Source organism: Drancourtella sp. An57, from assembly GCF_002161525.1.
GTDB classification, from domain to species: Bacteria; Bacillota; Clostridia; order Lachnospirales; family Lachnospiraceae; genus Sellimonas; species Sellimonas catena.
Genome location: NZ_NFHY01000008.1, coordinates 41,126 through 58,511, shown reverse-complemented (window position 1 = coordinate 58,511; position 17,386 = coordinate 41,126). Strand labels below are relative to the sequence as shown.

Sequence of the window (17,386 nt, the reverse complement as noted above, 5' to 3'; positions counted from 1 at the left end):
GAGCAATGAAGCTTACAGGAGCAGAAATTGTAATAGAATGTTTAAAAGAGCAGGGTGTGGATACCGTATTCGGATATCCGGGCGGTGCGATTCTGAATGTATATGATGCGCTGTATAAGCACCAGAACGAGATCCGTCACATCCTGACTTCTCATGAGCAGGGTGCGGCGCATGCGGCGGACGGTTATGCCAGGGCAACGGGAAAAGTCGGTGTATGTCTGGCCACAAGCGGACCGGGGGCGACAAATCTTGTAACAGGTATTGCGACTGCCTATATGGATTCTATTCCTGTTGTGGCAATCACCTGCAACGTCGGAGTATCCCTTCTTGGAAAGGACAGTTTCCAGGAAATCGATATTGCGGGAGTCACCATGCCGATTACGAAACATAATTATATTGTAAAAGATGTCAATAAACTGGCTGATACGATCCGGAAAGCGTTCCGGATTGCACGTAAGGGCCGTCCGGGTCCCGTACTGATTGACATTCCAAAGGATGTAACGTCCAATCTTGCCGAATATGAGCCGAAAAAAATCACACCTCAAAAGAGAAACGAAAAGGTCAATGAAGAAGATCTTCAGACGGCAGTAGAGATGATCCAGAACTCGAAAAAGCCATATATTTTCGTGGGTGGAGGCGCAGTGCTCTCCGATGCGGACGAAGAACTGTTTGAATTTGTTAAAAAGGTGGATGCGCCGGTTGCGGACACTCTGATGGGAAAGGGTGCGTTTCCTGGAACAGATCCATATTACACAGGAATGCTTGGCATGCATGGAACAAAAACATCGAATCACGGAGTCAGTGAGTGCGACCTTCTTGTTGTAGTGGGGGCACGATTCAGTGACCGTGTCACGGGAAATGCGGAGAAATTTGCGTCAAAGGCGAAAATTCTGCAGATTGACATCGATCCGGCAGAAATGAATAAGAATGTAGTTATCACGCATGGAATTACCGGGGATGTCAAGGTGGTACTTTCAAAGCTGAATCAGATGCTGGAGCAGCAGAATCACAGTGAATGGATTCAGACGATCGAAGCATACAAGGCAAAATATCCGATGACCTATCATCCGGACGTGTTAAGCGGACCGTTTGTCGTAGAGGAAATTTACCGGCAGACGAAAGGAGATGCTGTTATTGTAACAGAGGTCGGACAGAATCAGATGTGGGCCGCACAGTATTATAAATATCCAAAGCCGAGAACACTTCTGACATCCGGCGGTCTCGGAACGATGGGATACGGACTTGGGGCGTCCATCGGTGCGAAATGTGCGAGACCGGAAAAATGTGTGGTTAATATTGCAGGTGACGGATGTTTCCGGATGAACATGAATGAGATTGCAACAGCAGCACGTTATCAGATTCCGATTATCGAAGTCATTCTGAATAACCACGTACTTGGAATGGTGAGGCAGTGGCAGGATCTGTTCTATGGAAAACGGTATTCTGCTACCATACTCAATGACAATGTGGACTTTGTCAAACTTGCCGAGGCGATGGGAGCGAAAGCATACCGCGCCACAACAAGGGAAGAATTTGTCCGGATCTTTGAGGAGGCAAGAAACGCAGACGGACCGGTTCTGATTGACTGTCAGATAGACTGCGATGAGAAGGTATGGCCGATGGTTGCTCCGGGAGAAGCGATCGATCAGGTATTTGATGAGGGAGATCTGAAAGAAAAAGCAAAACAGAATTAAAAATCGACCTGCCGGGCGAAGGGGAATGTTTGGCCGGGAAACAGGGAGGAATCGTATGAGCAGAGTATATAATTTTTCGGCGGGACCGGCTGTTCTGCCAGAGGAAGTATTACAGGAAGCCGCAAAGGAGATGCTGGATTACAGGGGGACCGGAATGTCCGTTATGGAGATGAGCCACCGGTCTGCGGCGTTTGAAACGATCATACAGGATGCCGAGAAGGACATCCGGACACTTTTAAACATACCGGAAGACTATGAGGTACTGTTTCTGCAGGGAGGGGCATCGCTGCAGTTTGCAATGATTCCGATGAATCTCATGAAACATAAAAAGGCAGACTATATTCTGACCGGGCAGTGGGCAAAGAAAGCCTGGAAGGAAGCGCAGAAGTACGGAGAGGCAAAAGCAGCAGCCTCCTCTGAGGAGCAGAATTTTTCCTGCATCCCGGATCTGAGTGAGCTGTCTGCTTCCGGGGATGCGGATTATGTTTACATCTGTGAGAACAATACGATCTACGGAACGAAGTTTCATACCCTTCCGGATACGAAGGGCATCCCGCTTGTAGCGGATGTTTCCTCCTGCTTTCTGTCTGAGCCTGTGGACATTACAAAGTACGGCATCATGTATGGCGGTGTGCAGAAGAATATCGGGCCGGCCGGTGTGACGATTGTGATTATACGGAAGGATCTGATCCGGGAAGAGGTGCTTCCGGGAACTCCGACCATGATGCAGTACCATGTCCACGCCAAGGCAGGTTCCCTTTACAATACTCCGCCTGCATATGGAATTTATATCTGCGGGAAAGTATTCCGGTGGCTTCTGGATCAGGGAGGACTTCCGGGAATTCAGAAGAAGAACCAGAAAAAGGCGGCACTTTTGTACGAATATCTGGATGACAGCCGCCTGTTTTCCGGCACAGCAGCGAAGAAAGACCGTTCTTTGATGAATGTTCCGTTTGTGACAGGGGAGAAAGAGCTGGATGCCAGATTTACAGCCGCGGCTGCAGAACATGGTCTGGTCAATCTGAAAGGACACCGGAGTGTCGGCGGCATGCGGGCAAGTATTTATAATGCCATGCCGTATGAAGGCGTGGACGCACTTGTAACATTTATGGAAAAATTTGAAAAGGAGAATCGGTGATGTATCAGTATCAATGTTTGAACGCCATTTCGGAAGCAGGTCTCTCTCTCTTTTCGGAAGACTATCAAAGAACAGAAGAGATGGCCGGGGCAGACGCGGTTCTCCTGAGAAGCGCATCTCTGCACGAAACGGTATTTCCGGAGAAGCTAAAAGTGATCGCGCGGGCAGGTGCGGGGGTAAACAATATTCCTCTGGAAGAATGCGCGGAAAAAGGGATTGTTGTATTTAATACGCCTGGAGCAAATGCAAACGGCGTAAAAGAACTGGTGATTGCGGGGATGCTTCTGGCGTCCCGCGATATCATCGGAGGCATCGAGTGGGTGAAGGCCCATGCCGGAGAAGAGAATATCGCAAAGACAGCGGAGAAGCAGAAAAAGATGTTTGCCGGACAGGAGATTGAAGGAAAGAAGCTTGGCGTGATCGGTCTTGGAGCCATTGGCGTGCTGGTGGCGAATGCGGCGCTTCATCTTGGTATGGAAGTATATGGATACGATCCGTATATGTCGGTGGATTCCGCGTGGAATCTGTCGCGCCACATTCATCATGTGAAAAATCTGGAGACGATTTATCAGGAATGTGATTATATTACGCTTCATGTCCCGGCACTGGATGACACGAAAGGAATGATTGACCGGGAGGCTGCAGGGCAGATGAAAGACGGTGTAATTCTCCTGAACTTTGCAAGAGACCTTCTTGTTAAGGAAGAAGATCTGATCGAGGCACTGGAAACCGGGCACATACGGAAATATGTCACAGACTTTCCGACAGCGGGGCTGGCAGGAAGAGATCATGTCATCGTTATTCCCCATCTGGGTGCTTCCACGGAAGAGTCTGAGGACAACTGCGCCAGAATGGCTGTCCGGGAGATCCGGGAGTATCTGGAAAACGGAAATATCATGAATTCCGTAAACTTTCCGAACTGCGATATGGGAAAGAAAGGGAAAAATCCAAGAATTACCGTACTTCATCACAATGTGCCGAACATGATCGGCCAGTTTACGGCTCTTCTTGCAAAGAGAGGAATCAACATCGCGGATTTGACGAACAAAAGCCGCGGACGCTTTGCTTATACGATGATCGATATTGAAGATACGGATTCTTCCGGAATTGCGGAAGAACTTTCCAAAATCGAGAATGTCCTGAAAGTGCGTATCATTCTGTAAAAGAAAGAAAATATAAGGGAAATTTCATTCTTATTTAAGAACTCTTTCATTGTATCCGGGAAAGAAGTGCGCTATAATCGTAACGGATAACATAGGAATCGAGGTCAGATACGAATGAAGAGAAACATTCTTTCTGTTGGAAAAAAGACGAAAAAAAATCTGTTTCATACAAAAAGAATACGAAATAAATGGAACGTACCGGCCGCTTTTGCAGCCGGTGTCGTTTTTTGTCTGCTGATTTTCCTTTTGGTGAAAGTTATGCCGCAGTTCAACCGGAACGAAGAAACGCTGATTGTACTGACTGCACGGTCTGAAACAATTTACCAGGGAGAAAATCTGCCGGAATTATCAGCCGGGGCAGAGTTCGCAGACGGAACGGGAAAGAAAGAAAAGGAAGCATGGCTGAGCAAAGAGGCGGGATACCGTGTTCAGGATCTGCTGGATGATCTGAACGAAGGCGGCGATTACGAGGTAGAATGCGATGCGGACGGCAGTGAGGCTGGAGAATTTCCGATCCGGATCAGACTTTCCGGAGAACTGGAAAGTTCCCTTGAGAGTGAATGGAAAGGAAAAGTCCGGATCGAGGTGAAGGACGGTACTCTGACGGTGAAGAAGGATTCTTCGGAGGCAGGAAAATAAGTATTGACAAACCTGCAGATGTGAAGTAATATGGAAACAACTTCATAGATCTGCTTTGAAAATACGAAGAAAAGAAGTAGTAAGTATCATGGAATGTTACAGAGAGTCCCGCGTGGTGGAATGGGATACAGAAAGTGTTACTGAATTCCTCTTGGAGTAGAGTGCTGAATGTACAGACTAGTAGGCATTTCCGGCAGCAGCCGTTATCTGCAAGGGTATATCTGGAGACAGCGTACCTGATGAGGCAGTCATCGTGAGATGGCTGTAAAGTGAGGTGGAACCACGATGACAGTATCGTCCTCTGAGTAAATCAGAGGACTTTTTTTATTCTATAGAAAAGATCTTTGGACTCCCTATAGAATCAGGACACTTCCTTTGCAAGGTGATTTTCAAAGTCAGGAAAAGTGTGAGAAAGCAGGAGGAGAAGCATATGATTATTGTACTGAAACCAAGAACAACAGAAGAAAATTTGAACCGGGTAATAAAAATGGTAGAGGCAAAAGGTCTGGAGGCTCATGTCGTCCGGGGAGAAGAGATGACGATTATCGGATGTATCGGTGATACCGTAAGAATTGATCCGCGCCTGTTTGAGGTGGATAAAAGTGTAGATAAAGTCATGCACGTGCAGGAGCCTTATAAACTTGCAAACCGTGCATTCCACCCGGAGGACACCATTGTGGATGTATCCGGTGTCCAGGTGGGAGGCGGAAACATGGCGATGATTGCCGGACCGTGTTCAGTGGAAAGCGAGGAACAGGTGATTGAAGTGGCAAAGGCAGTCAAAGCTGCAGGCGCCAATTTGTTAAGAGGCGGGGCATTCAAGCCGCGTACAAGCCCGTATTCCTTCCAGGGACTTGGACTGGAAGGACTGGAGATGCTCTGTAAGGCGAAGGAAGTAACGGGGCTTCCGATTGTGACAGAGCTGATGTCCGCAGAATACCTTGATATTTTCGATGAGAAGGTGGATCTGATTCAGATCGGGGCGAGAAACATGCAGAATTTTGACCTACTGAAACAGCTTGGGAAGACCAGACGTCCGATCCTTTTGAAACGCGGATTAAATGCTACCTATGAGGAATGGATTATGTCTGCGGAATATATCATGGCGTCCGGAAATGAAAATGTCATTCTCTGTGAACGGGGCGTCCGGACTTTTGAGACTTATACAAGAAACACACTGGATCTTCAGGCGATTCCGGTACTGAAGAAGATGACCCATCTTCCGGTTGTTGTGGATCCGAGCCATGCCGGGGGCAAATGGTGGCTGGTAGATACGATGGCAAAGGCGGCGGTAGCAGCAGGCACAGACGGGCTGATGATTGAAGTACATAATAATCCGGACTGCGCGCTGTGCGACGGAGGTCAGTCCTTAAAGCCGGAGAAGTATGCGGAACTTTTAAAACAGCTTCGAAAGATTGCACCGATTGTAGAAAAAACTTGGTAGAAGAAGGCAGGCGGAAGAAATGGAATTGAATGTTAATCTGGGAAAAGACAGTTACCGTATTTTGATTGAAAGAGGACTATTAAAAAGAGCGGCCAAAGAAATCCGGGAGATTTATCAGGGGAAGAAAATCGCGGTGATCTCTGACGACAGTGTTTACGCATTTTACGGAGAGAGCCTTCTGGAACAGCTGAAAGAATACTGGGAGTGCAGTGCAGTCATTCTTCCACATGGGGAGGCGTCCAAAAGTATTGATGTCCTTCCGGGAGTGTATGCACAACTGTTAGAGGCGGGAATTTCCAGAAGCGACCTGATCGTTGCCCTCGGAGGAGGTGTTGTCGGAGACCTGGCCGGATTTGCGGCGGCAACGTATCTGAGGGGAATTCCATTCGTACAGATTCCGACTTCCCTGCTGGCTCAGGTGGATTCCTCTGTCGGAGGAAAAGTAGCAGTTGACCTGAAAGAAGGCAAAAATCTTGTAGGGGCATTCTATCAGCCAAAGAAAGTCCTGATTGATCCAGATGTGCTTAAAACACTTCCGGAGCGTTACATCCATGACGGAATGGGAGAAGTCATCAAGTATGGCTGCATCAAGGATGCAGAGCTTTTTACGCTGCTCAGGCGGGCCGGAAGTTTTGACGGACTTGCAGATCATCTGACGGAAGTAATTACAAGATGTGTGGATATCAAACGTCAGGTGGTGGAGGAAGACCAGTTTGATACCGGAGAGAGGATGCTGCTTAATTTCGGTCATACGCTGGCACATGCAGTGGAGCAGAGGTTCGCATATGAAAGAGAAAGTCATGGGGAAGCAGTTGCGATCGGCATGTATCAGATCACACGGATCTCGGAAGAACTGGGACTGACCCGGGAAGGAACGGCCGGGGAGATCCGAAAGATTCTGGAAAGCTACGGACTTCCGGTTTCCTGCGGCGTGCACCTCTCAGAACTGAAAGAAGCCATGAAGCGGGATAAGAAAAACTTTAAAAACAGTCTGAGGCTTATCCTTCTGAAAGAAATCGGAGAGAGCATCATTTATCCGTCGGATTTGTCATTTTTTGAAGATGAACGTATGGTATAAAAATACAGCAGGGAAGAAGTCTCTTTCCTGCTGTGTTTTTAAGAATTTTGTTTTTCGGTTCCGGAACCCTAAGCATTCCGGCCTGCGATCAGTGCATGAATCTTGTCTGTCGGATTCAGTACAGAACTGATGGCGATATCATGATTCATGGAATCGATGATGATTGCCAGGAATTTGCTCATGTCTGCTTCGATGAAGTATGGACGTTCATAGATCTCCGGCGGCAGATAGGTCAGATTCGTTGTAATCAGACGATCTATATAGCCTGTCCGGTAATAGTCGTCAAATTTCTCAAGCCCGTCGGTAAAGAGTCCGAATGTAGTGCAGACAAATACCCGGGAAGCGCCCCGGTCTTTGATCTGTCTTGCAACATCCAGCATACTTTCTCCGGAAGAGATCATGTCATCTACGATGATGGCGGTCTTTCCCTTTACGTCATCACCGAGAAATTCGTGGGCAACGATCGGATTTTTTCCATTTACGATTGTGGAGTAATCTCTTCTTTTATAGAACATTCCCATATCCACGCCAAGAACATTGGAAAAATACACTGCACGATGCATCGCACCCTCGTCCGGGCTGATGATCATGAGATGATCCTTGTCAAGCTTCAGGTCAGGCTCCGCTTTCAGAAGCGCTTTGATAAACTGATAAGGCGGATTGAAGTTGTCAAAGCCTTTCAGAGGAATCGCGTTCTGCACACGCGGGTCATGGGCATCAAAGGTGATAATGTTGGATACTCCCATGTCAACCAGTTCCTCCAGTGCCTGGGCACAGTCAAGAGATTCGCGTTTGGTACGTTTGTGCTGGCGGCTTTCGTAAAGAAACGGCATGATGACATTTAATCTGTGAGCTTTGCCGTTTGCTGCGGATATGATACGTTTCAGATCCTGATAATGATCGTCCGGCGACATGTGGTTCAGATGACCGTTCACTGTATAGGTCAGACTGTAGTTGCAGACATCGACCATGACAAAAAGATCTTTTCCGCGGACCGATTCGCCCAGAACGCCTTTTGCCTCACCAGAACCGAAACGCGGGCAGCTGTGCTCTATGAGATAATTTTCGCATTTATAGGATGCGAAAAGTGCGGAATCTACATATTTTTTAAGGGATTCCTTGCGAAATCCGACAATATGGTCGTTGACCTTCTTCCCAAGAGTTTCGCAGCTCTTGAGCGCGGCGATTTTAAGCGGAGCTGTCGGAAGCACCTGCTCTAACATTTTTATATTTGTCATAAACCCTCCTATGTAAGAAAACATGGAATTAAGACGCGGCATCAGCCGTAATCTCAATCCATTTATAACATTTTTTTATAGGTATGGCAAGAAAGGAATAGAAAAAATTGCATTTTGGGAAGGAATTTAGTATTATGAAAAAAGCAGGAAAATGAAGAGGAAAAGGAGACGAGATATGGAAAAACAGCGGAAAAGACATGAACATCTGGTTTCGGCTGTAGAAGAGGGAAGTATTGCATGGGAGATGGGCATCGAACCGGGGGACAGGCTTCTTTCGATAAACGGTCAGGAAATCGAGGATGTTTTTGATTACCATTACTATGTCAATGATGAGAATCTTCTCGTTCTGATTGAGAAGCCGGACGGCGAGCAGTGGGAACTTGAGATAGAAAAAGAATATGAGGAGGATCTGGGTCTGACCTTTGAGCAGGGTCTGATGGATGAGTACCGGTCCTGCAGAAACAAGTGCGTTTTCTGTTTTATTGATCAGATGCCAAAGGGGATGCGTGAAACACTGTATTTCAAAGATGACGATTCAAGACTGTCTTTTCTGCAGGGAAATTATGTGACGCTGACAAATATGAGCGACCATGATATTGACCGGATCACCCGTTATCATCTGGAGCCGATCAATATTTCCTTCCATACGACAAATCCTGAACTTCGATGTAAAATGCTTCATAACCGGTTTGCGGGAGAAGCATTGAAGAAGGTGGACCGCCTTTATGAGGCGGGAATTACGATGAATGGACAGATTGTACTCTGTAAGGGATTAAATGACGGTCAGGAACTGGAACGGACGATACAGGATCTGACAGCATATCTTCCGAAGCTGCAGAGTGTATCGGTCGTGCCGGTAGGGCTGAGCAAGTACCGCGACGGACTTTACCCGCTGGAGCCGTTTACGAGAGAAGATGCAAGAAAAGTGCTGGATACGATCCACCGGTGGCAGGAAAAAGTATATCAGGAATACGGATATCATTTCATCCATGCCGGAGATGAATGGTACATCCTGGCAGGATACGAAATGCCGGAGGAGAGCAGGTACGATGGATATCTGCAGCTGGAAAACGGGGTCGGCATGATCCGGCTTCTTCAGAATGAATTTGAAGAAGGCTTTCAGAAAATCCGTCCGACAGACCGGAAGATGTCCCTGTCGATTGCAACCGGAGCGCTTGCCTATGATTATCTGAATGAGTTCATCGGGCGGATGAAAGAAAAATGTCCGAATCTGGATGTTCATCTATATAAGATCCGCAATGAGTTTTTCGGAGAAAGCATTACCGTGTCCGGCCTGATTACCGGGCAGGATCTGATCAAACAGCTGAAAGGGCAGGAACTTGGGGACAGGCTTCTGCTTCCGTGCAATATGCTAAGAAGCGGAGAGGATGTTTTCCTGGACGATGTGACAGTTTCGGAGTTAGAAGAAACTTTACAAGTGAAGATAGATATTGTAAAATCAAGCGGACAGGATTTTATCGATGCAGTTTTAAAGGAGAGGTACGATGAGTAAACCAGTAGTTGCGATCGTAGGACGCCCGAATGTCGGGAAGTCTACGTTATTTAATGTTCTGGCCGGGGAGATGATCTCGATTGTCAAAGACACACCGGGAGTGACAAGAGACCGTATTTATGCGGATGTATCCTGGCTGGACAGAGACTTTACATTGATTGATACAGGAGGAATCGAGCCGGACAGCTCGGATATTATCCTTTCACAGATGCGGGAGCAGGCGCAGATTGCGATAGATACGGCAGATGTGATTATTTTTATTACAGATGTGAGACAGGGGCTTGTAGATGCAGACTCCAAGGTTGCAGATATGCTGCGCCGCGCGAAAAAGCCTGTGATTCTTGCAGTGAACAAGGTAGATAATTTTGACAAATTTATGCCGGACGTCTACGAATTTTATAATCTTGGAATCGGAGACCCGAATCCGGTATCTGCATCCTCCAGGCTTGGAATCGGAGACCTTCTGGACGCAGTTGTCGCGTATTTCCCGGAAAAAGACAAAGAAGAGGAGGAAGACGAAAGACCGCGGGTTGCCATTGTCGGAAAACCAAATGTCGGAAAATCCTCCATCATCAATAAACTTCTCGGGGAGAACCGTGTCATTGTATCTGATATTGCAGGGACAACACGGGATGCTATTGATACGGAGATTGTTCATAACGGAAAAGAGTATGTATTCATTGATACAGCAGGTCTTCGCAGAAAGAGCAAGATCAAGGAAGAGCTGGAACGGTACAGTATTATCCGGACCGTAACCGCGGTAGAAAGAGCAGATGTTGTTTTGATGGTGATTGACGCAGTGGAAGGTGTAACCGAGCAGGATGCCAAAATCGCCGGAATCGCGCATGAGCGCGGCAAGGGAATCATTATTGTAGTCAATAAATGGGACGCGATCGAGAAAAACGACCGGACCATGCGTGAATATGAAGGAAAGATCAGGAATGTACTGTCCTATATGCCGTATGCGGAGATCATGTATATTTCGGCAAAGACAGGGCAGAGGATTCAGAAGCTCTTTGATATGATCGATATGGTGATTGAAAATCAGTCCCTGCGGATTGCGACAGGCGTGCTGAATGAGATCATGACAGAGGCAGTTGCCATGCAGCAGCCGCCTTCTGATAAAGGAAAACGCCTGAAACTTTACTATATTACACAGGTATCTGTCAAACCGCCTACTTTTGTGATTTTTGTCAACGATAAGGAACTGATGCATTTTTCTTATACAAGATATCTGGAGAACAAGATCAGGGAGGCATTCGGTTTCCGGGGAACTTCACTGAAATTCTTTATCAGAGAAAGAAAGGAAAAGGAGAAGTAAGGTCATGGAACGGATCGTGTGTATTTTGATCGGGTATGTTTTCGGGCTTTTCCAGACAGGATATATTTACGGGAGACTGCAGCATGTGGATATCCGGAAAATGGGGAGCGGAAATGCCGGTTCTACAAATGCGCTGAGAACACTCGGGGTCAAAGCGGGAGCGTGTACGTTTTTGGGGGATTCCTTTAAGTGTATTTTTGCCGTTCTGGCAGTACGGCTGATTTTTGGAGAAACACATGGAGACATTCTTCCACTTCTTTCTATTTATGCCGGAATGGGAGCAGTGCTTGGACATAATTTCCCGTTCTATCTGAAATTCAAAGGAGGAAAAGGAATTGCGGCCATGGCAGGACTTCTGGCCGCCCTTACGAATGTCTGGATCTGCTTGATTGCGATCGTGGTATTTGTTACAATAGTAGCAGTAACAAAATATGTTTCCGTTGGTTCGATTGCGGTCGTTCTGATTTTCTTTGCAGGTGTCGTATTCCGCGGACAGACAGGAAGCTACGGGATGGCTGCGCCATATCTCCATGAGATGTATGTGGTGGCAGCATTTCTTGCAGTTCTTGCAATCTGGAAGCACAGAGCGAATATTCAGAGACTGTTAAGCGGCACAGAAAATAAAATCAGCATCGGAAAGAAAAAATAGGAGGCACAGTATGGCAAAAGTTGGAATTATGGGAGCCGGCAGCTGGGGAACGGCGATTTCATGGCTTCTGACAAACAATGGACATGAGGTGACTGTCTGGTCTATCGACGCGAAAGAGGTGGAGATGCTTGACAGAGAGCGGGAACACAAGTCCAAACTTCCGGGGGTGAAGCTTCAGGACGGTATCCGTTTCACAAATGAGATCCGGGAAGGCATTGAAGGAAAGGACTTTGTAGTGCTTGCCGTTCCGTCACCATTTACGAGATCGACGGCTCAGAGGATGTGTCCTTATGTGAAAGAGGGACAGATCCTTGTCAATGTGGCAAAGGGGATCGAGGAAAAGACGTTGATGACATTGAGCGAGCAGATTGAGGAAGAAGTGCCTCAGGCGGATGTGGCGGTTCTTTCGGGACCAAGCCATGCGGAAGAAGTAGGAAAGGGTCTGCCTACCACATGTGTAGTCGGTGCAAAAACAAGAGAGACGGCAGAGTACCTTCAGAAAGCATTTATGAGCGAAGTGTTCCGTGTGTATACAAGTCCGGATATCAAAGGCATCGAACTGGGAGGATCTTTGAAAAATGTCATTGCTCTTGCCGCCGGTATTGCGGATGGCCTTGGATACGGCGACAATACAAAAGCCGCTCTGATCACAAGGGGGATTGCTGAGATTGCACGTCTGGGAGTAAAGATGGGCGGAAAGATCGAAACCTTTACCGGGCTGACAGGAATCGGTGATCTGATTGTGACCTGTGCAAGTGTCCACAGCCGGAACCGGAAGGCAGGATATCTGATAGGACAGGGAAGGACGATGCAGGAAGCCATGGATGAGGTCAAAATGGTAGTTGAAGGCGTCTACTCTGCAAAAGCGGCAAAGCAGCTTGCCGGGCAGTACCAGATTTCCATGCCGATTGTAGAACAGGTCAATCAGGTGCTCTTTGAAGGAAAGAGTCCGGCCGAGGCGGTCAAAGAGCTGATGCTTCGTGACCGGAAAGAAGAACACAGTGCCCTTCCTTGGGGAGAAGAAGATACAGATACAAAATAAAACAGGTCTAAATACCTCCTTGCAGGCATACATTGGTATCAGCATTGCAAGGGGGTATTTTCATGGAGAATTTTCAGCTTTATCATGATATGCAGGTCAGAACAAACGGGGAAATCTATTTCGGGGTTGTAGGTCCGGTAAGGACCGGAAAGTCCACGTTTATCAAACGGTTTATGGATCTTCTGGTTCTCCCGCATATGAATGATGAAAATCAGCGGGCGAGGACAATGGATGAACTGCCACAGTCCTCTTCCGGAAAAACCATTATGACAACAGAACCTAAATTTATTCCAAAAGAGGCGGCGGAGATTACACTTTCAGATGATGTCCGGGTTCGGGTCCGGCTGATCGACTGTGTCGGATATATGACAGAAGGGGCAAAAGGGCATATCGAAGACGGGGAGGAACGCAAAGTTAAAACACCGTGGTTTGACTATGAGATTCCGTTTACAAAAGCAGCCGGAATCGGAACAAGGAAGGTGATTCATGATCATGCCACTATCGGAATTGTAGTGACAACGGATGGAACGATTGGAGAGATCCCAAGAGAAGCGTACCGGGACCCGGAAGGAAAGACCATCCGGGAACTGAAAGATATCGGGAAACCCTTTCTAGTTCTGGTAAATTCAGCAAGGCCTTACGGGAAGGAAGCGTCAGAGACCGTAAAAGAGATCCAGGAGTCCTATCAGGTGGCGGCGATGCCGGTCAATTGTGAGCAGCTGAAAGAGGAGGATATCCATCGGATGATGGAGGAGATCCTGTTTGAATTCCCGGTTTCCGAGATGGAATTTTATATACCAAAATGGGTGGAAATGCTGCCGCGAAGCCATAGAATCAAGGAAGAAATGGTATCCTATATCAGAGACTTGATGGAGGAAAAGACGGAAATCCGGGATTTTATCGGAGGAATCGAACAGCCGGATGATACATATATCGAAAGTGTCCGTGTGGATCATATTGCGATGGATACCGGATGTATCCGGATGGAAATCCGTGTTTACGAGAAATACTATTATGAAATGCTCAGTGAGATGACAAACATGAAGATACAGAATGAGTACGAACTCCTTAGGGCCATGAAGGAAATGTCCGCCCTTCAGGAGGAGTATGCCAATGTCAAAGATGCTATGGACAGTGTCAGGGCAAAGGGGTATGGAGTGGTGAGTCCGAAGAAAGAGGAGATTTCCCTTACAGATCCGGAGATCATCAAGCAGGGCAGCAAGTACGGGGTGAAGATCCATTCGGAGGCACCGTCGATTCACATGATACGGGCCAATATTGAAACGGAGATCGCGCCGATTGTGGGCAACGAGCAGCAGGCTCAGGATATCCTGCGGTACATCAAAGATGCGAAAGAGCAGGAAGGAGGAGTCTGGGAAACCAACATTTTTGGAAAAACAATCGAGGAACTTGTGATGGACGGAATGCGGCATAAGATTACGATGATCAATGACGAATGTCAGGGAAAACTTCAGGATACGATGCAGAAAATTGTAAACGACAGCAATGGAGGGATTGTCTGTATCATTATCTAAACCGGATAAATGGGCCTGTACGCAAAAAGTTGAAAAACTTGATGAACGTACAGGCCTCTTTGTGGTATACTTGATCTGTTAGAGAAAGAAGGAGAGCGGATATGATAATGATTACGGGCGGAAGCTTTCAGGGAAAGACAGAGTATGCCAGAGCACAGTACCCGGACCGGGAGATCATCGTACATTTTGAAGAACAGATTTTACAGTGCATCCGGGAGAACAGGGATCCAGCAGCGTACACCGGGCAGTTTATTGAGAGTCATCCGGATGCAGTTGTTCTGATGGATGAAATCGGAAACGGGATTGTTCCGGTGGACCGGGAGGAGCGGGCATGGAGAGAGGCTGCAGGACGTGCCGGATGCCGGCTGGCAAAAGAGGCCGGGGAGGTCTACCGCGTCATGGCAGGGATCGGGATCAGGATCAAATGAGCAGGGAAAAATATCCGCGGTTTCCGCTCTTTTTGAGTCTGTGCGGCAGAGAGATCCTGATTGTCGGCGCCGGGAATATCGCGGTCCGGAGAGCCGGCATCCTTCTTCCTTTTGGCTGCAGCATCCGGATGTGCGCTCCGGAAAGAGAGGATGAGCTGAAAGAGCCTCTCAGAGGATGGATTCTGGACGGAAAGATCCGGTACGAGAGCAGGCGGTTTGAAAAGGATGTGCTGACCGGCCGGGAGTTTCTTGTGTTTGCGGCGACGGATGAAAACGAAACAAACGCAGAGATTGTTCAGATATGCAGGGGAAAAGGGATTCTGGTGAATAACGCATCGGACGCTTCCGTGTGTGATTTCTTCTTCCCGTCTGTACTGCGGGATGAGGAGATTGTAATCGGAATTGCAGGGGACGGAAGCGACCACAGAAAGGTAAAACAGATACGAAAAAAGATACAGGACATGCTGAAAGGAGAGAAAAGACCCAAATGAAAGTCACTTATCTGTATCACAGTGGATTTACAGTAGAAGATGAACGTGCAATGTATGTTTTTGATTACTATAAGGGGAAGCTGCCTGAGACAGAGGCCGATAAACAGATGTATGTTTTTGTGAGCCACCGCCACAGCGACCACTTCAATCCGGAAATTTTTGAGTGGGAGAAAGAGCATCCGAAGATCCAGTACATTCTGTCGGATGATGTGGAGGCGGATCCTGCTCCCAACCGGATTTTTCTGCCTCCGGATAAAAAAATAAAGATCGGAACGCTGAAAATAGAGACGCTTCGTTCTACGGATGAAGGCGTTGCTTTTCTCGTTGCCTTCCGTGACAAGAGAATTTATCATGCAGGTGATCTGAACTGGTGGCACTGGGAAGGCGAGAGTATTGACTATAACCGCAGTATGCGTAAAAATTACCAGAAGGAAATCAAAAAGCTTGCACGAAAGAAGATCGATCTGGCGTTTGTCGTTCTGGATCCAAGACAGGGCGGAGCGGCATTTTCCGGCATTGATTATTTCATGAGAAATGTGAGGGCAGAGCATGTCTTCCCGATGCACATGTGGAAGGATTATGGGCTGACAGACCGTCTGCTGACTTCGGAAATTTCCTCGGGCTACCGGAACCGGATTCACCGCGTATGGGAGGAAGGACAGACTGTGGAGATCAAGGAACGGAAGGGAGAATAACAATGCTTGTAAAAATCTATACGGACGGTGCGGCAAGAGGAAATCCGGACGGACCGGGAGGATATGGAACGATTCTCTCCTATACCGATCCGAAAGGACAGACCCATATACGGGAGCTTTCCCAGGGGTATGAAAAGACAACTAACAACCGGATGGAGCTGATGGCAGTCATTGCCGGACTGGAAGCGCTGAACAGGCCCTGCGAAGTGGAAATCTATTCGGATTCCAAATATGTAGTGGATGCGTTTAACCAGCACTGGATTGACAACTGGATCCGGAAGGGCTGGAAGCGCGGGAAAAATGAGCCGGTCAAAAACATCGATCTCTGGAAAAGGCTTTTGGAGGCGGCAAAGCCGCACAAGATGACATTGATCTGGGTAAAAGGGCATGACGGCCACCCGCAGAATGAACGATGTGACGAACTTGCGACAACGGCAGCGGACGGTGAGGATCGGATCGTTGATGAAGGGCTTGCAAGTGAAGGCCAAGTGTGATATTGTATTACAGGTGCAGGTAAGATAAACAGTCGCGGCTGCGAATCCCGAAAGGGTGCAGACGAGGAAAGTCCGGGCTTCACAGGGCAGGATGCCGGATAACGTCCGGTGGAGGCGACTCCAAGGATAGTGCAACAGAAATAAACCGCCGCTTATGCGGTAAGGGTGGAAAGGCAGTGTAAGAGACTACCGCTTTTCTGGTAACAGAAGAGGCACATGTAAACCCCATCCGAAGAAAGACCGAATGAAAACGATACGGCGGCCCGTCGTGTTTTAGGTGGGTTGATGGACTCCCGCGGCGACGCAGGAGCTAGATAGATGACTGTTCAAGACATAACCCGGCTTATCGTCTTGCCTGCCGTTTATACAGAAAGCAAAAAAGGGTGCGGTGCTTAAACCGCACCCTTTTTATAAGCTTTCCGGCAGAATGATAGATTCCGTTTATGCGACAGCAGTTTTTATTGATAGCGCAGATAATCAGCTGCCATTTCAATCAGTTCTTTTGGGTAAAGAGTACCGTGAGAAAGAAATCCGGGAAAGAAGGCCCGGAGCTGCGCTTCGTTGGCGGCCGCTATCTGGCAGACAGTGCGGATCGCCCTTGCGATACTTGGGACAGAGACGTGATACATTTCGGCAATCGGCCGGTAGATTTCCTTTTGGATGTTACACAGACAATGCTCGTCTTCCAGTACAAGAAAGACGGCCTCCTTCAGATAGTAAAAGCCTTTGTATCTCCCTGAAATTCCGATGCTTTTCAGAAAGATACTTAATTTTTCTTCCACATTTGATGTTGTCATCTTTGTTTCCTCCTTGGTTGGCCGGAA

Annotated in this window: 17 protein-coding genes, 1 other RNA gene and 1 other annotated feature; of the genes, 16 read left to right on the top strand and 2 right to left on the bottom strand. The window is 47.7% G+C overall.

The features are described 5' to 3' along the window. The first annotated feature begins 5 nt into the window (after positions 1-5). The 6 genes from ilvB to aroB all read left to right on the top strand — a co-directional run bounded on the left by ilvB (position 6) and on the right by aroB (position 7,156). Positions 6-1,694, top strand: a complete 1,689-nt coding sequence (gene ilvB / locus B5G11_RS08015; protein ID WP_087252786.1) for a biosynthetic-type acetolactate synthase large subunit — start codon at positions 6-8, stop codon at positions 1,692-1,694. A gap of 55 nt (positions 1,695-1,749) precedes the next feature. Continuing rightward, on the top strand, positions 1,750-2,832 hold the full coding sequence (gene serC, locus B5G11_RS08010; RefSeq protein WP_087252785.1) for a 3-phosphoserine/phosphohydroxythreonine transaminase: 1,083 nt from the start codon (positions 1,750-1,752) through the stop codon (positions 2,830-2,832). After that, entirely contained in the window at positions 2,832-3,995 is a 1,164-nt protein-coding gene (locus B5G11_RS08005) for a phosphoglycerate dehydrogenase (protein WP_087252784.1), read from the top strand. Before serC ends, B5G11_RS08005 begins: the two co-directional genes overlap by 1 nt. A 114-nt stretch (positions 3,996-4,109) precedes the next feature. Further along, a complete protein-coding gene (locus B5G11_RS08000; protein WP_087252783.1) occupies positions 4,110-4,634 on the top strand; it encodes a hypothetical protein in 525 nt (174 codons plus the stop codon). A 57-nt stretch (positions 4,635-4,691) separates the two neighbouring features. Further along, positions 4,692-4,939 (top strand) — a binding site (T-box leader). 125 nt (positions 4,940-5,064) lie between these two features. Further along, positions 5,065-6,078, top strand: coding sequence for a 3-deoxy-7-phosphoheptulonate synthase (gene aroF, locus B5G11_RS07995; RefSeq protein WP_087168235.1), 1,014 nt, complete (start codon positions 5,065-5,067; stop codon positions 6,076-6,078). Between the two features lie 19 nt (positions 6,079-6,097). Further along, positions 6,098-7,156, top strand: a complete 1,059-nt coding sequence (gene aroB / locus B5G11_RS07990) for a 3-dehydroquinate synthase (RefSeq protein WP_087252782.1) — start codon at positions 6,098-6,100, stop codon at positions 7,154-7,156. 68 nt (positions 7,157-7,224) lie between these two features. Here the strand turns inward: aroB and B5G11_RS07985 are convergent, their stop codons facing one another. Continuing rightward, entirely contained in the window at positions 7,225-8,394 is a 1,170-nt protein-coding gene (locus tag B5G11_RS07985; RefSeq protein ID WP_087252781.1) for a ribose-phosphate pyrophosphokinase, read from the bottom strand. A 175-nt stretch (positions 8,395-8,569) separates the two neighbouring features. On the opposite strand from B5G11_RS07985, the gene B5G11_RS07980 reads away from it, so the two are divergent. From B5G11_RS07980 to rnpB, 10 genes are all read left to right on the top strand, one after another. Next, positions 8,570-9,907: a DUF512 domain-containing protein gene (locus B5G11_RS07980; protein WP_087252780.1), complete on the top strand. Its 1,338-nt coding sequence runs from the start codon at positions 8,570-8,572 to the stop codon at positions 9,905-9,907. Beyond that, the gene (der, locus tag B5G11_RS07975; RefSeq protein ID WP_087168231.1) at positions 9,900-11,228 is read left to right on the top strand and encodes a ribosome biogenesis GTPase Der; all 1,329 of its coding nucleotides are present in this window, start codon (positions 9,900-9,902) and stop codon (positions 11,226-11,228) included. Before B5G11_RS07980 ends, der begins: the two co-directional genes overlap by 8 nt. 4 nt (positions 11,229-11,232) lie before the next feature. Continuing rightward, positions 11,233-11,877 carry a glycerol-3-phosphate 1-O-acyltransferase PlsY gene (gene plsY, locus B5G11_RS07970; RefSeq protein ID WP_087168230.1) on the top strand — a complete coding sequence of 215 codons (645 nt, stop codon included), beginning with the start codon at positions 11,233-11,235 and terminating at the stop codon, positions 11,875-11,877. Positions 11,878-11,887: 10 nt separating this feature from the next. After that, entirely contained in the window at positions 11,888-12,919 is a 1,032-nt protein-coding gene (locus B5G11_RS07965) for an NAD(P)H-dependent glycerol-3-phosphate dehydrogenase (protein WP_087252779.1), read from the top strand. 62 nt (positions 12,920-12,981) lie between these two features. After that, complete coding sequence (gene spoIVA / locus B5G11_RS07960) at positions 12,982-14,454, top strand: stage IV sporulation protein A (RefSeq protein ID WP_087252778.1); 1,473 nt, start codon at positions 12,982-12,984, stop codon at positions 14,452-14,454. A gap of 101 nt (positions 14,455-14,555) precedes the next feature. Further along, positions 14,556-14,882, top strand: a complete 327-nt coding sequence (locus B5G11_RS07955) for a bifunctional adenosylcobinamide kinase/adenosylcobinamide-phosphate guanylyltransferase (protein ID WP_087168227.1) — start codon at positions 14,556-14,558, stop codon at positions 14,880-14,882. After that, positions 14,879-15,373, top strand: coding sequence for a bifunctional precorrin-2 dehydrogenase/sirohydrochlorin ferrochelatase (locus tag B5G11_RS07950; protein ID WP_158099237.1), 495 nt, complete (start codon positions 14,879-14,881; stop codon positions 15,371-15,373). Before B5G11_RS07955 ends, B5G11_RS07950 begins: the two co-directional genes overlap by 4 nt. After that, a complete protein-coding gene (locus B5G11_RS07945) occupies positions 15,370-16,068 on the top strand; it encodes an MBL fold metallo-hydrolase (protein ID WP_087252776.1) in 699 nt (232 codons plus the stop codon). Before B5G11_RS07950 ends, B5G11_RS07945 begins: the two co-directional genes overlap by 4 nt. A gap of 2 nt (positions 16,069-16,070) precedes the next feature. After that, on the top strand, positions 16,071-16,562 hold the full coding sequence (rnhA, locus tag B5G11_RS07940; protein ID WP_087168224.1) for a ribonuclease HI: 492 nt from the start codon (positions 16,071-16,073) through the stop codon (positions 16,560-16,562). Between the two features lie 16 nt (positions 16,563-16,578). Continuing rightward, positions 16,579-16,924: RNase P RNA component class A (gene rnpB / locus B5G11_RS07935), an RNA gene on the top strand. 96 nt (positions 16,925-17,020) lie between these two features. Here rnpB and B5G11_RS07930 read toward each other — a convergent pair. Further along, positions 17,021-17,359, bottom strand: coding sequence for a sporulation initiation factor Spo0A C-terminal domain-containing protein (locus B5G11_RS07930; RefSeq protein ID WP_087252775.1), 339 nt, complete (start codon positions 17,357-17,359; stop codon positions 17,021-17,023). Positions 17,360-17,386 lie beyond the last annotated feature (27 nt).

Coding starts and splice junctions, on each gene's coding strand:
- ilvB (WP_087252786.1), top strand. CDS start 6: ATGAAGCTTACAGGAGCAGAAATTGTAATAGAATGTTTAAAAGAGCAG.
- serC (WP_087252785.1), top strand. CDS start 1,750: ATGAGCAGAGTATATAATTTTTCGGCGGGACCGGCTGTTCTGCCAGAG.
- B5G11_RS08005 (WP_087252784.1), top strand. CDS start 2,832: ATGTATCAGTATCAATGTTTGAACGCCATTTCGGAAGCAGGTCTCTCT.
- B5G11_RS08000 (WP_087252783.1), top strand. CDS start 4,110: ATGAAGAGAAACATTCTTTCTGTTGGAAAAAAGACGAAAAAAAATCTG.
- aroF (WP_087168235.1), top strand. CDS start 5,065: ATGATTATTGTACTGAAACCAAGAACAACAGAAGAAAATTTGAACCGG.
- aroB (WP_087252782.1), top strand. CDS start 6,098: ATGGAATTGAATGTTAATCTGGGAAAAGACAGTTACCGTATTTTGATT.
- B5G11_RS07985 (WP_087252781.1), bottom strand. CDS start 8,394: ATGACAAATATAAAAATGTTAGAGCAGGTGCTTCCGACAGCTCCGCTT.
- B5G11_RS07980 (WP_087252780.1), top strand. CDS start 8,570: ATGGAAAAACAGCGGAAAAGACATGAACATCTGGTTTCGGCTGTAGAA.
- der (WP_087168231.1), top strand. CDS start 9,900: ATGAGTAAACCAGTAGTTGCGATCGTAGGACGCCCGAATGTCGGGAAG.
- plsY (WP_087168230.1), top strand. CDS start 11,233: ATGGAACGGATCGTGTGTATTTTGATCGGGTATGTTTTCGGGCTTTTC.
- B5G11_RS07965 (WP_087252779.1), top strand. CDS start 11,888: ATGGCAAAAGTTGGAATTATGGGAGCCGGCAGCTGGGGAACGGCGATT.
- spoIVA (WP_087252778.1), top strand. CDS start 12,982: ATGGAGAATTTTCAGCTTTATCATGATATGCAGGTCAGAACAAACGGG.
- B5G11_RS07955 (WP_087168227.1), top strand. CDS start 14,556: ATGATAATGATTACGGGCGGAAGCTTTCAGGGAAAGACAGAGTATGCC.
- B5G11_RS07950 (WP_158099237.1), top strand. CDS start 14,879: ATGAGCAGGGAAAAATATCCGCGGTTTCCGCTCTTTTTGAGTCTGTGC.
- B5G11_RS07945 (WP_087252776.1), top strand. CDS start 15,370: ATGAAAGTCACTTATCTGTATCACAGTGGATTTACAGTAGAAGATGAA.
- rnhA (WP_087168224.1), top strand. CDS start 16,071: ATGCTTGTAAAAATCTATACGGACGGTGCGGCAAGAGGAAATCCGGAC.
- B5G11_RS07930 (WP_087252775.1), bottom strand. CDS start 17,359: ATGACAACATCAAATGTGGAAGAAAAATTAAGTATCTTTCTGAAAAGC.